The organism is Actinokineospora sp. (genome assembly GCF_050699995.1).
Taxonomy (GTDB): domain Bacteria; phylum Actinomycetota; class Actinomycetes; order Mycobacteriales; family Pseudonocardiaceae; genus Actinokineospora.
This window is the reverse complement of the sequence record NZ_JBOHGC010000292.1, coordinates 17,830-30,557: the sequence shown is the minus strand read 5'-3', so window position 1 is coordinate 30,557 and position 12,728 is coordinate 17,830. Positions and strand designations below refer to the sequence as shown.

Sequence of the window (12,728 nt, the reverse complement as noted above, 5' to 3'; positions counted from 1 at the left end):
CGATCAGCGGTAGATGGAATAGATCGAAGCCAGCAGCGCCGGGTTCTCCCCGCCGATGTCCTCTCGCATGTTCGCCTGGAAGTACATGACGTCACCGGGCCACTGGTTGTGGCCCAGATGGGTCACGCGCGGCCGTCAGCAGCACGGCCGCGCACGCCGCCGACAGCAACGTCGCCCTGAACAAACCCGCCGCTGGCTCAGCGGCGTGCGCGAGCACCGAGGGTCCGGCCAGGCGGTCAACGGGCAGCGGTGGTGAATCGGCTACCAACAACACGAAGGCGTTCTCTATCCGGCTCTCCGCCGACGGCAGCACGTGGTCCACACCGGTGTCCATCACCAACAACACCGCCGACATCACTACCCACCTCATCACCACCACCAGCGCTCGTCACGCCAAGCTCGTGATCACGACGCCGACGCAGAGCACCGACACCGCCGCGCGGATCTACGAGTTCGAGGTCTACACCGGAGCCGCGCCGCCCGCTCCTACCGTGGTCCCGGTCTTTGACCGCATCCCCCAGTTCGGCATCTACGTGAGCACCGAGCCGAACTACACCCCGCCCGCCGGCGTGCTCATGTGGAACCGCGGCACCGAGTACGCGAAGAAGCTCACCGCCGAGGAGCAGGGCAAGCTCGGCACTGACGTCGCCCTCCGGCTGACCTATCACGCGCAGTGCGACAACTACGACCGCTTCGGTTCGATCTTCTACATCAGCATGCCCAAGGGCGAGGTGCCGACCGCGGCCACGCCTCGGGTGACGCTGCAGGACTTCATCACGCCGTTCAGCGACTACTGGCAGGGCACCATGGCCACCCGCGTCTACCCGGACGCGCCCATGGCCGCCTACGCCGGCGCCCTGTCCGACCCGAACCGCGACATCTACGTCGGCATCAGCGGCGGCTCGAACCCGTACGCGCAGGACGCCTGCTCGAACCGGCCGGTGGACGCGGCGTTCAAGGCCGTCGGGTTCACCTACTCGCTTGCCCTGGTGTCGACGCCGTCGGCCGTGAGCGGGGACCGGGTCGTGACCAGTGCCCCTGTCGCGATTCGAGATCAGGTCGAACACCTACACGACCCAGTCCATGGCGAACACGGCCGCGACCGGCAAGGGCACGCTCGCGGTGAGCATCGCGGGCTACGGCGCCGCGTCGGGCGGTGAGGAGTACTCCAAGACGACCGTGACCCTCACCGCGCTCGGCAGGCAGGTCGGCCAGTTCTCAACGGGCGTCGACTGCGCCCAGTACGAGCAGTACAGCCCCGACGGCAACCCTGGCATCTTCCGCGACAACCTCACCACCAACCCCCGCAGCTGGTGCCCTGGCGCACTGGTCGAGACCCGGTTCTTCGACCTGGGCGACATCGCGGGCCAGCAGGTGGCGGTGACGATCGGCATCAACCGTCCGGTGCCGTTCGTCGGCGACTCGAATTACCGGACCAGCGTGAGCCTGATCGAGCGGTGACATAGGGAACGGCCCCGGAGCTGGGGGTCCGCCGGGGCCGTTCTCCCACTGCATCGCCGCCCGCCGGAGATCGTTTCACGTGGACCGAGGAAATCTTTTGACGTCCACATCGGACAGTGTGTGACCTGCGGCGGAAACGAGTCCCGGCGGACTGTCGGACAGATCGATTACCTTCGATGTCATGGCTACATTGGTGTCGTTCCACGCCCACCCGGACGATGAGTGCATCTCCTGTGGCGGGGTCATGCGCAAGGCCGCCGACGAAGGCCACCGGGTCGTGCTCGTAGTCGCGACCCGGGGCGAGTTAGGCGAGGTCCCCGACGGTTTCCTGGGCGAAGGCGAACCCCTCTGGCAGCGCCGGGTCGAGGAGACCCGCGCCGCCGCCAAGATCCTCGGCGTGTCCCGCGTCGAGTTCCTCGGCTACCACGACTCCGGAATGATGGGCGAGCCCACCAACGACGCGGAGGGCTCGTTCTGGACCGCGTCGGTCGAGGAGGCCGCCGTCCGGCTGGCCAAGATCCTCGTCGAGGAGGACGCCGACATCCTGACCATCTACGACGACTTCGGCGGCTACGGCCACCCCGACCACATCCAGGTCCACCGGGTCGGCAAGCGCGCCGCCGAGTTGGCGGGCACACCCAAGGTCTACCAGGCGACGATCAACGCCGACCTGATCCGCCGCGGCCGCGAGGAGGCCGAGGCGCGCGGTGAGACGGGCTTCGGGCCGCCCGCCGACATGAAGATCGGCAAGCCCGAATCGGAGATCACCGCCGCGGTCGACGTCTCCGAGTACCTGGTCACCAAGCGGGCGGCGATGCGCGCGCACGCGAGCCAGATCAGTGAGGAGTCCTTCTTCCTCGCGATGCCGGACGAGGCCTTCCATGGCGCCTTCGGCATCGAGTGGTTCATCCGTGAGGGCCACGGGCCGGGGATCACCGAGAAGGACCTGTTCGCTGACCTGACCGGGTGACTTCGGCGACAACCTGAGTGACCTGCGCTTTCTTCGCTCGTTGTGGTACACCAGAGATCCCAATGAGCCTGGAGGCCGCCATGGACGACGATCGGCGCGCGCTTGCCTCCGCCAACGGGTCCGACCCGACCGCCGAGATGGTCGACCGGGCGGGTCGGGCCCTCGGATGGCTCTATCGCAGCGGGTGGCAGGTCGCTCGGCGGCTTCCGGGCGGCGAGGTGGCCGAGCGACAGGTGCAGAAGGTCGAGGAAGCCATCGTCGCCGAGGTGCGCAAGCACCTGGAGCCGCTGCCCGACCCGGAGCCCCGGCTGATCGAGGCGGCCAGGGTTCGGGAGCCGATGCGGCTGGCGATGTCGCAGCTGCTGGAGCGGTCGGTCACCGACAGCAAGGACGCCGCCCGCGACCACTACTTCGAGTCTGTCCTGCGCCAGCTGCTGCCGGACGAGGCGCGGATCGTCTCCGCGCTGTCGGACGGCACTGTCTTCCCGCTGATGCACCTCGCCGCGCGGACCGCGCGCGGCGGGGCGCAGCGGTTCATCCTGCAGAACGCGTCGACGGTCGGCCGGGTCGCCGGGGTGGTCCAGCCGGGTCTCGTGCCGCTCTGCGTCGGCAGGCTGCTGCGGTTCGGGCTCGCCGAGGTCGGTGAGGAAGACCCGACGCTCGGCGTGGCCTACGAGATGCTGCTGACCGACGACCGGGTCCGCGCCGCGGAGGACCGGGCGAAGGCGCAGAGCCGGTTCGGGGCCAAGGCGATCCGGCTGACCCTGCGGATCTCGGAGTTGGGCGCCCAGTTCTGGGCGGTGTGCGACCCGACTGCCCGCGGGCTGACGCTCGGGGAGCGCCGGTGAACGGCATCATCGCGGACATCCAGGTCAACTGGATGGTCTACGCGTCGATGCCGCTCATGGCGGCCCTGATCGGTTACGTCACCAAGCTCGTCGCCATCCGGATGATGTTCCAGCCACTGGAGTTCGTCGGCAAGAAGCCCTATTTCGGCTGGCAGGGCATCGTGCCGCGGCGGGCGGCGCGGATGGCCAGTATCGCCGTCGACACGATGACCGACCGGCTGATCTCGGCGAGCGAGGTGATGGGCAGGCTCGACCCGGAGCGGGTGGTCAAGGAGATCGAGAAGCCGCTGCTCGCCGGGGTCGAGGAGATCGCCGAGGAGATCGCCCAGGAGTTCCAGCCGGGGCTGTGGGAGACCCTGCCCGACCAGGTGCGACGGCGGATCGTGCGGCACGTCCAGGCCGAGGCGCCCGGGGTGGTGGCCTCGCTGCTGGAGACGGTCAAGAACGACGTCGACGCGGTGTTCGACCTCAAGGACATGGTCGTCACGAACCTGGTGCGGGACAAGGCGCTGCTCAACCGGATCTTCCAGCACGCGGGCCGCAAGGAGTTCCAGTTCATCGCCCGGTCCGGGATCGTGTTCGGCTTCGCGATCGGGCTGGTGCAGATGTTCGCGTGGGCCGCGCTGAAGAACCCGTGGGTGATGCCCATCTTCGGCGGCCTGACCGGCTGGTTCACCGACTGGCTCGCCCTCAAAATGATCTTCAACCCGAAGAAACCGACCCGCTACCTCGGCATCTTCGAGTGGCAGGGGCTGTTCCTCAAGCGCCGCAAGGAGGTCGCCGCGGACTACGGCGAGCTGATCGCGCGCGAGATCATCACACCGAAGAACGTGATGGAGGCGGTTCTGCGCGGGCCGCTGTCGGACCGGCTGTTCGCGCTGGTCGCCGCCCAGGTCCGAACCGTGATCGACAAGCAGTCCGGCCCGGCCCGGCCGCTGGTGATGCTGGCCGTGGGCAGCGGCCGCTACCAGGCGATCAAGAACAGCATCGCCGAGAAGGTGATCGCGCGGCTGCCGGAGACGATGACGCACATCGAGTCCTACGCCGAGGACGCGATGGACATCCGCAACACCCTGGTCACCAAGATGCAGGAGATGACGGAGGACGAGTTCGAGGCGCTCATCCGGCCCGCGTTCGAGCAGGACGAATGGATCCTGATCACCGTCGGCGCGGTCCTCGGCTTCGGCGTCGGCGAACTCCAGGTCATCATGGTCAAGTACCTGTCGGTCTGACGGCGGCGTGCGCCACCGGGCGCGCGCAACTACGGTCGGGCTCATGGCCTATGTCGCGTCGGACGACCGCTACGAGCGGATTCCCTACCGCCGGTGCGGTCGCAGCGGGCTGAAACTGCCCACGGTCTCCCTCGGGCTTTGGCACAACTTCGGCGACGACCAGCCGCACGAGATCGGCCGGACGATCCTGCGCCGCGCGTTCGACCTCGGCGTCACCCACTTCGACCTGGCCAACAACTACGGCCCGCCCTACGGCTCGGCGGAGCGCAACTTCGGCCGCGCGCTGGAGCGCGAGTTCGGCGCCTACCGCGACGAACTGGTGATCTCCACGAAGGCGGGCTACGACATGTGGCCCGGGCCCTATGGGGAGTGGGGCTCGCGCAAGTACCTGCTGTCCTCACTGGACCAGTCGCTCAACCGCATGGGCCTGGACTACGTCGACATCTTCTACTCCCACCGGTTCGACCCGGACACGCCGCTGGAGGAGACCGTCGGCGCGCTCGCGAGCGCCGTGCAGCAGGGCAAGGCGCTCTACGTCGGCGTCTCGTCGTACTCGCCGAGCGCCACCCGCCAGGCCGCCGAGCTGCTGCGCGCCGCCGGGGTGCCGCTGCTCATTCACCAGCCGTCGTACTCGATGCTCAACCGCTGGGTTGAAGGGGAGCTGCTGGACACCCTCGGCGACCTGGGTGTGGGCTGCATCGCTTTTTCCCCGCTGGCGCAAGGCCTGCTGACCGACAAGTACCTCGACGGCGTCCCGCCCGGCTCGCGCGGCAGCCGCGATTCCTCGCTGCTGCCCGAGATGCTGTCCGACGACAACCTGCGGCGGGTGCGCGGTCTCAACGAGATCGCCAAGTCCCGCGGCCAGACGCTCGCGCAGCTCGCGGTGTCCTGGGTGGTGCGCGACGACCGGGTCACCTCCGCGCTGGTGGGCGCCAGCTCGGTGGAGCAGCTGGAGAGCACCCTGCGGGCGGTCGACGGGCCGCCCTTCACCGACGACGAACTCGCCGAGATCGACCGCTACGCGGTGGATTCCGGCATCGACCTGTGGGAAAGCTCCCGATCATCGGGATAGTGCGTTAACACGCTGTCAGCGGGGCGCACAACCGTGATGTTGTCATCCTCACGGGGGTATTCACGAAACCGCTGGTTAGCCGGTCGCGCCGCGATCGGCCATCCGGTATGCGTGAAACGACCCTGTTACGTTGCCTTGGCATGTCGGGAAAACGGGAACGCGAGGAGATCGGCGCTCCGTCCATAGCGGATGGCGCGGCGATCTGGAGAATCGCGCGTGATTCACGCGCGCTCGACCTCAATTCGTCCTACGCCTATCTGCTGTGGTGCCGGGATTTCGCGGAGACCTCCGCTGTCGCCCGCGTCGACGGCGAGGTCGTGGGTTTCGTCATCGGATTCGTTCGGCCGCGGCGGCCGGACACCGTCGTGGTGTGGCAGATCGCCGTCGACGAGTCGCAGCGCGGGTCGGGTCTCGGTGGTCGGCTACTTGATCACCTGATGGCTCGTGTCGCAGCTCAGGGTGCGTATCACCTGGAGACCACCATCACTCCCGGCAACGCCGCGTCGGTCGGCCTGTTCGCCTCACTGGCCAAGCGCCATGACGCCCGCCTGCGGCGCACGGAGCTGTTCGGGGCCGAGCAGTTCCCGGACGAGCACGAGGCTGAAGACCTTTACCGAATCGACTTTCCGAACGGGATGGAGAGCAGTGAGCGTTTTCGACATGATCGAGTCCGAGGTGCGGAGCTATTGCCGGAGCTGGCCGGTGACATTCGATCGCGCGACCGGCAGCCGGATCTTCGATGAGAATGGCCAGGGCTACCTCGACTTCTTCGCCGGAGCCGGAGCGCTCAATTACGGGCACAACAACCCGATTCTGAAACAGGCCGTGATCGACTACATCCAGCGTGACGGCGTGACGCACTCGCTGGATATGCAGACCGTCGCCAAACGCGACTTCCTGGAGACCTTCGTCGACACCGTGCTCGCGCCGCGCGAGCTGGACTACAAGGTCATGTTCCCTGGTCCGGCGGGTGCGAACGCCGTCGAGGCGGCGCTGAAGCTCGCCCGCAAGGTCACCGGCCGCGAGTCGATCATCAACTTCACCAACGCCTTCCACGGCATGACGCTGGGCGCGCTGTCGGTCACCGGCAACTCGCTCAAGCGCGGCGGCGCGGGCGTCCCGCTGGTGCATGCCACCCCGATGCCGTTCGACAACTACCTCGACGGCCTCACACCGGACTTCATGCTGTTCGAGCGCCTGCTCAAGGACAGCGGCAGCGGCCTCAACGAGCCCGCCGCGGTCATCGTGGAGACCGTGCAGGGTGAGGGCGGTATCAACGTCGCCAGCGTCGAGTGGCTGCGCAGCCTCTCGGAGCTGTGCCGGCGCCAGGGCATCCTGTTGATCGTCGACGACGTGCAGATGGGCTGCGGCCGGACCGGGCCGTTCTTCAGCTTCGAGGCCGCGGGCATCAAACCCGACATCGTCTGCCTGTCGAAGTCCATCGGCGGCTACGGCCTGCCGCTGGGCCTGACCCTGCTGCGCCCCGAACTCGACGTCTGGGAGCCGGGCGAGCACAACGGCACCTTCCGCGGGATCAACCCGGCGTTCGTCGCCTCCACCGAGGCCCTCAAGACCTACTGGTCCGACGACACCCTGGAGAAGTCCACCCTGGCCAAGGGCGAGCAGGTCGGCCGCGCGCTGACCGACCTCGCGCTCGCCTACCCGGAGGTCGCGCTCAAGGCCAAGGGCCGCGGTCTGGCCAGGGGTCTGCAGTTCACCGACGGCGACATCGCGGGCAAGGTGTGCCGCGCCGCGTTCGACCGGGGTCTGCTGATGGAGACCTCCGGCCCCGACGGCGAGGTCGCCAAGATCACGCCGCCGCTGACCGTCACCGACGCCGAGCTGGAGGAAGGCCTGGCGATCGTCGACGACGCCGTCGCCGCGACCCTGGGAGGCCCGCGGTGATCGTCCGCTCGGTGCACGACCTGACCGACACCGAACGCGACGTCAAGACCCCGAACTGGCGCAGCAAGCGGATCATCCTCGCGCAGGAGGGCGTCGGCTTCTCGGTGCACGAGACGACGCTGGAGCCGGGGACGGTCAACGACTTCTGGTACGCCAACCACGTCGAGGCGGTGTTCGTCGTCGAGGGCGACGGCGAGCTGCTCGACAAGGAGACCGGCGAGACGCACGTGCTGGCGCCCGGGTCGCTGTACCTGCTCGACGGCAACGAGCGCCACCAGCTGCGGCCGAAGACCCGCATGCGCACGGTCTGCGTGTTCAACCCGCCCGTGACCGGCCGCGAGGTGCACGACGAGAACGGCGTGTACCCGCTGCTGACGACCAGTAGCGCGGTGACGATCTCGACCCAGGACCGCTACCGGACCCGCACCCGCGACCGGCTCGAGCCGATCTCCCGGCTCGAACCCACCGTCTGGTCCGGTGTGGACGGACCGATCGACCCGGAGACGCTGGTCGCCCACGACGCGCGCGGCTTCTCGGTGTTCCAGGACCTGCTCGGTCCCTCCGAGGTGAACGCGTTCCAGGACGAGCTGCGGCGGCTGTCCACTGACGCCACGCTCAAAGCCGACGAGCGCACGATCGTCGAGCCGAAGTCGCAGGAGGTGCGCTCGATCTTCGAGGTGCACAAGATCAGTGACCTGATCGCCGAACTGGTGGCCGACCCTCGGGTGATCGAGCGGGCCCGGCAGATCCTTGGCTCCGACGCCTACATCCATCAGAGCCGGATCAACTACATGCCTGGCTTCCGCGGCAAGGGTTTCTACTGGCACTCGGACTTCGAGACCTGGCACGCCGAGGACGGCATGCCCAGCCCGCGCGCGGTGAGCATGTCGATCGCGCTGACCGACAACTTCCCGTTCAACGGCGGCCTGATGGTCATGCCCGGCTCGCAGCGCACGTTCATTCCGTGCGTCGGCGAGACGCCCGACGATCACTACAAGGCGTCGCTGTCGATGCAGGAGATCGGCGTGCCGAGCGAAGCCGACATCACCATGCTGGCGAACGCGTGCGGCATCGAGCAGTTCACCGGGCCCGCCGGGTCGGCGCTGATGTTCGACTCGAACGTCATGCACGGGTCGGGCAGCAACATCACGCCGTTCCCGCGCTCCAACATCTTCATTGTGTTCAACAGCGTGGAGAACGAACTGGTGGAGCCGTTCGCCGCGGCCAGGCCGCGACCGTCCTTCATCGCCGCCAGGGGGTGACCGCCCGCTCGCGGTTTGTTACGTTGTCGCGAACCGCGAAGCGGTGATGCTTCGTCGGATGTTGACCAAGAGCCCGCCGTGACCGCACTCGGGGCGTACGCCAATCGGTTGACTCTTCGAGTACCCCCGACGTCACCAGCCGTTTGCCCCTAGGTTGTCCTGCGGTGTGTGAACGCGCCCGTGGGGACGGGTGCGTCAACCTGGGGGTGGCGGGGTGGACTCGACAGGCGACGACGGGCCGCGCTTCTGCGTGCTCGGCCCGGTGGGTGTGGCGGTGGGGGAGCAGCTGCACTCGATCGGCGGGCCGGGACTGCGTGGGCTGCTCGCGATCCTGCTCTTGGAACCCAATCAGGTGGTTCCGATCGAGCGGATCGTCGACCTGCTCTGGGACCACGAACCACCGGTGACCGCCCGCACGATCGTGCAGGGCTATGTGTCCCGCACCAGGAGGTGGCTGTCCACATTGGACCCGACGACGTCGATCGAGACGACCGGCGCGGGCTACCAGCTGGTGATCGACGAGAGCCGGATCGACGTCTCGATGGCCCGGCGGCTGCTCGCCGGGGCGCGCGGACGGGCGCCCGAGGTCCGCTCGGCGATGCTCGCCAAGGCGCAGACACTGTGGCGCGGGCCAGAGCTGTCCGACATCGGCGACCGGGTCCGGGCCCCCGAACTCGCCGAGCTGCGGCTCGCGGTGATCGAGGCGCGCATCGACGCCGACCTCGAACTCGGCAGGCACGACGACGTGATCGGCGAACTCGCCGCGCTGGTCGACACCCATCCGTTCCGGGAGCACCTCGTCGGGCAGTTGGTCTTGGCCCTCTACCGGTCGGGCAGGCGGGCGGGGGCGCTGGAGATCTACCAGCGCTTCGCGCAGCGGGCGGCGGGGGAACTCGGTCTCGATCCGGGCCCTGGCCTGCGTGAGCTGCACAGCCGGGTGCTGCGTGACGACGAGCGGCTGCTGACGCCGCGGGCGGACCCGGTGGTCAGCCCGCGGGTCGGCGTGCTGAACCCGGCGCAGCTGCCCGCCCCGCCGTCGGGCTTCGCCGGCCGCGAGTCGGAACTGGCGTGGCTCGACGGGGTGCGCGGCGCGGGGGTCGCGGTGCTCGCCGGGCCGGCGGGAATCGGGAAGAGCGCGCTGGCGCTGCTGTGGGGCAGCCAGGTCGCGCGCGAGTTCGTCCACGGGCAGCTGTACGTGTCGCTACGCGGGTTCGACCCCCGGCACCCGCCGCTCGACGCCGCCGACGTGTTGACCCGGTTCCTCCTGGCGCTCGGTGTCGCCGCGGTGGACATCCCGCCCGAGGTGGCCGAGCGGTCCGCGCTCTTCCGGTCGCTGCTGGCCGACCGCAGGGTCCTCGTGCTGCTCGACGACGCCCGCGACTCCGAGCAGGTCCGGCCGCTGCTGCCGGGGGCCGGGCGGTCGCTGGTGCTGGTCACGAGCAGACGAAGACTGGACGGGCTGGTCGCCGACGGCGCCCGGCTGCGGGTCGTGGACACCTTGCCCGCCGACGCGGCCGTCCAGCTGATCGAGCACGCGGCCGGGCCGCCGGTCGACGGCGCCGAACGCGCGCAGCGGGCCCGGCTCGCCCGGCTGTGCGGATTTCTGCCGCTGGCGCTGCGGATCGCGGGCGCGCGGCTGGCCGTCAGTCCTCAGTGGACGGTCGGCGACCTGGTGGCGGAGCTGTCCGACGAGCGCACCCGGCTGGGCGCCCTCGATGTTGAGGACGCGAACACGAGCGTCCGGGCCGCGCTGGACGTCACCGTCCGCAGGCTCGACGAGCCGCACGCGGCCACGCTGCGCGCGCTCGGCGCGTTCCCAGGGCAGTGGGTGAGCCCGTACGCGGTGGCCGCGCTGTGCGGGACCGACGTCGGGCGGGCCCGGGCCAGGCTGCGGGTGCTCGCCGGGTCGTTCCTGGTGTCTGAACTGGACCGCGACGTCTACGGCATGCACGACTTGGTCCGCCTCTTCGCGCGCGAACTCGCCGGGTCCGGAGTGGAGTCGCTGCGCGCGGTCGCGGGCCACTACCTCTATGCGGCCGACGTCTGCCGCCGACACCTGCGCGCGGTCGACGACGAGATCGCCCCCGACGTGTCCCCCTGCCCGGACATCCCCGACCGCGACGCCGCGTTGGGCTGGTACGACCGGGAGTGGCCCAACCTGCTGGCCGTCGCCACGGCCTGCGCCGACGCGGGCCTGCACCGCGAGGTGTGGCAACTGGCCAGGGTCGCGGGCGACTACCGCCGAGTCCGCTCCCGCCGCGACGACTGGGAATGGCTGCTGGACCTGGGACTCACGTCGGCACGGGCGTGCGGCGACCGACGCGGGCAGGTGCTGCTGCACCTGAGCCGCTGTGTCCTGCTGACCCGCTTCGGCGCCGAACACGAGACGATGGCCGACGCGGACGCCGCCGTCACCATCGGCGCGGACCTCGCCGACCCCAAACTCAGCGCGATGGCCCACAACACCCGCGCGAGCGCCTGGTACGGCCAGAAGCGGTTCCCGGAGGCCCTCGACGGCTACCGGCAGGCGCTGTCGTTGGCGCGGGTCGCGGGGTACCGGTTGGGGGAGGCGAACCTGCACAACAACATCGCCCAGGTCCACTTGAACCTCGGCGCGCCGAAGGAGGCGCTGGAGCCGCAGCGGATGGCGGTCGAGCTGTACCGGGAAGTCGGCGACCTCGGCTTCGTGGGGCTGGCCTTGGCGAACCTGGCGGAGCTGGAACACGAACTGGGCCTGCTGGCGGACTCGGCAGCCAACGCGCGGGAGGCGGTGGCGCTGGCGGAGGTCAACGGCATGGAGCTGACGGAGGCCTTCGCCCGCGAAGTCCTGGCCCGCACCCTCCGCGACAGCGGCGACATACCGGCCGCCCGCACCGAACTGATGATCGCGATCGAACGCTACCGTCAAGCCCAGTCCCCAGCCGCCGACGCCGCCCGCGCGTCCCTGGCGTCCCTGCCCCCACCCACCTGACCACTCCCCGACTCGCGACCGGGCGGTGGGATTTAGTGATGGTTTAGCGGGGGTGATCGAAGCGCCGGCAGGGTTGGTGCCGGCGCCCAGCGTGGTGCCATTGGGCTGCGCGGCTTGGGGGTGCGCGGCCCGACGTACCGGCCGGCGCTCCTTGGGGGGAGAGAGCCGGCCGGTCGTTTGTGTACGGCTAGACGTTGGCGGCGTGGTCGTCGCCGCGGTACGGGCGGGACTCGCGGTAGGGGCGCAGTTCGCGGTGTTTCGGCGCGAGGCCGTCGCCCATGGACTCGCCCATGATCTGCCTGCGGATCCACGGGATGAGGTGCGTCGTGGTCCACGCCAGGTCGGCCTGCCGCGAGTGCAGCCACGGCTTCGGCTCCTCCGGCGGCAGCGGCTCACGCCAGTCGTCGTCCGTCCGCACCGACAGTGCTTCCGCGACTCGGAGGGCGATGCGGCGGTGGCCGTCGCCGGAGAAGTGGAGCCGGTCGTCGCACCAGGAGCGGCGGTCGTGGAGGACCTTCATGGACCACAGGTCCACCAGGATCGCGCCGTGCCGTTCGGCGATGGCGTGCAGGTGTCCGTTGTAGATCGCGACCTTGCCGCGCACGCGCCGCAGCAGCGGCTGCACCTGCGGGTCGGGGCCGGTGAACATCACGACCGTGCACCCGGCCGCCTTCAGCTCGACGACGGCGTCCTCGAAGAGGGCGGCGACGTTGTCGGCGTCGCGGCCGGGGGTGATCAGGTCGTTGCCGCCGCCGCACAGGCTCACCAGATCCGGGCGCGTGTGCACCGCGATCGGGACCTGTTCGTCGATGATCTCCTGGAGTATTTTCCCGCGCAGCGCCAGATTGGCGTATTGGAAGCCCGGACTCTGCTCCGCCATCATCGCGGCCAGGCGGTCCGCCCAGCCCACGAAGTGGCCGTCCGGACCCTCGTCACTCATTCCCTCGGTGAAGCTGTCACCGATCGCGACCCAGCTCGACCACCCGTGCACAGCTGTCCCCTCCCGC

The 12,728-nt window shown here is 69.4% G+C and carries 12 protein-coding genes and 1 pseudogene; 11 read left to right on the top strand and 2 right to left on the bottom strand.

The annotated features are described in order from the left end of the window. Nucleotides 1-3: 3 nt before the first annotated feature. Nucleotides 4-126 carry a hypothetical protein gene (locus tag ACRDSQ_RS14580; RefSeq protein WP_431421637.1) on the bottom strand — a complete coding sequence of 41 codons (123 nt, stop codon included), beginning with the start codon at nt 124-126 and terminating at the stop codon, nt 4-6. A gap of 200 nt (nt 127-326) precedes the next feature. Here ACRDSQ_RS14580 and ACRDSQ_RS14575 point away from each other — a divergent pair, with 200 nt between their 5' ends. The 11 genes and pseudogenes from ACRDSQ_RS14575 to ACRDSQ_RS14525 all read left to right on the top strand — a co-directional run bounded on the left by ACRDSQ_RS14575 (nt 327) and on the right by ACRDSQ_RS14525 (nt 11,721). Beyond that, on the top strand, nt 327-1,160 hold the full coding sequence (locus ACRDSQ_RS14575) for a hypothetical protein (RefSeq protein WP_431421636.1): 834 nt from the start codon (nt 327-329) through the stop codon (nt 1,158-1,160). Then, nucleotides 1,084-1,461: a peptide-N-glycosidase F-related protein gene (locus tag ACRDSQ_RS14570; protein ID WP_431421634.1), complete on the top strand. Its 378-nt coding sequence runs from the start codon at nt 1,084-1,086 to the stop codon at nt 1,459-1,461. Before ACRDSQ_RS14575 ends, ACRDSQ_RS14570 begins: the two co-directional genes overlap by 77 nt. Nucleotides 1,462-1,642: 181 nt before the next feature. After that, nucleotides 1,643-2,431 carry a PIG-L deacetylase family protein gene (locus tag ACRDSQ_RS14565; RefSeq protein ID WP_431421633.1) on the top strand — a complete coding sequence of 263 codons (789 nt, stop codon included), beginning with the start codon at nt 1,643-1,645 and terminating at the stop codon, nt 2,429-2,431. 80 nt (nt 2,432-2,511) lie between these two features. Next, on the top strand, nt 2,512-3,279 hold the full coding sequence (locus tag ACRDSQ_RS14560; protein ID WP_431421632.1) for an Abi-alpha family protein: 768 nt from the start codon (nt 2,512-2,514) through the stop codon (nt 3,277-3,279). Nucleotides 3,280-3,311: 32 nt separating this feature from the next. Continuing rightward, a complete protein-coding gene (locus tag ACRDSQ_RS14555; RefSeq protein WP_431421658.1) occupies nt 3,312-4,511 on the top strand; it encodes a DUF445 domain-containing protein in 1,200 nt (399 codons plus the stop codon). A 43-nt stretch (nt 4,512-4,554) separates the two neighbouring features. Next, entirely contained in the window at nt 4,555-5,583 is a 1,029-nt protein-coding gene (mgrA, locus tag ACRDSQ_RS14550; RefSeq protein WP_431421631.1) for an L-glyceraldehyde 3-phosphate reductase, read from the top strand. A 140-nt stretch (nt 5,584-5,723) separates the two neighbouring features. Further along, on the top strand, nt 5,724-6,326 hold the full coding sequence (gene ectA, locus ACRDSQ_RS14545) for a diaminobutyrate acetyltransferase (RefSeq protein ID WP_431421630.1): 603 nt from the start codon (nt 5,724-5,726) through the stop codon (nt 6,324-6,326). After that, the gene (gene ectB / locus ACRDSQ_RS14540; protein ID WP_431421657.1) at nt 6,244-7,488 is read left to right on the top strand and encodes a diaminobutyrate--2-oxoglutarate transaminase; all 1,245 of its coding nucleotides are present in this window, start codon (nt 6,244-6,246) and stop codon (nt 7,486-7,488) included. The genes ectA and ectB overlap by 83 nt, the downstream gene beginning before the upstream one ends. Beyond that, nucleotides 7,485-7,889 (top strand): annotated as a pseudogene (locus ACRDSQ_RS14535) (ectoine synthase); the annotation flags it as partial. The gene ectB and the pseudogene ACRDSQ_RS14535, both read left to right, overlap by 4 nt. After that, complete coding sequence (thpD, locus tag ACRDSQ_RS14530) at nt 7,878-8,750, top strand: ectoine hydroxylase (protein ID WP_431421655.1); 873 nt, start codon at nt 7,878-7,880, stop codon at nt 8,748-8,750. The pseudogene ACRDSQ_RS14535 and the gene thpD, both read left to right, overlap by 12 nt. Before the next feature lie 214 nt (nt 8,751-8,964). Beyond that, complete coding sequence (locus ACRDSQ_RS14525) at nt 8,965-11,721, top strand: BTAD domain-containing putative transcriptional regulator (RefSeq protein WP_431421629.1); 2,757 nt, start codon at nt 8,965-8,967, stop codon at nt 11,719-11,721. A 187-nt stretch (nt 11,722-11,908) separates the two neighbouring features. Here the strand turns inward: ACRDSQ_RS14525 and ACRDSQ_RS14520 are convergent, their stop codons facing one another. Beyond that, nucleotides 11,909-12,712 carry an SGNH/GDSL hydrolase family protein gene (locus ACRDSQ_RS14520; RefSeq protein ID WP_431421628.1) on the bottom strand — a complete coding sequence of 268 codons (804 nt, stop codon included), beginning with the start codon at nt 12,710-12,712 and terminating at the stop codon, nt 11,909-11,911. Nucleotides 12,713-12,728 lie beyond the last annotated feature (16 nt).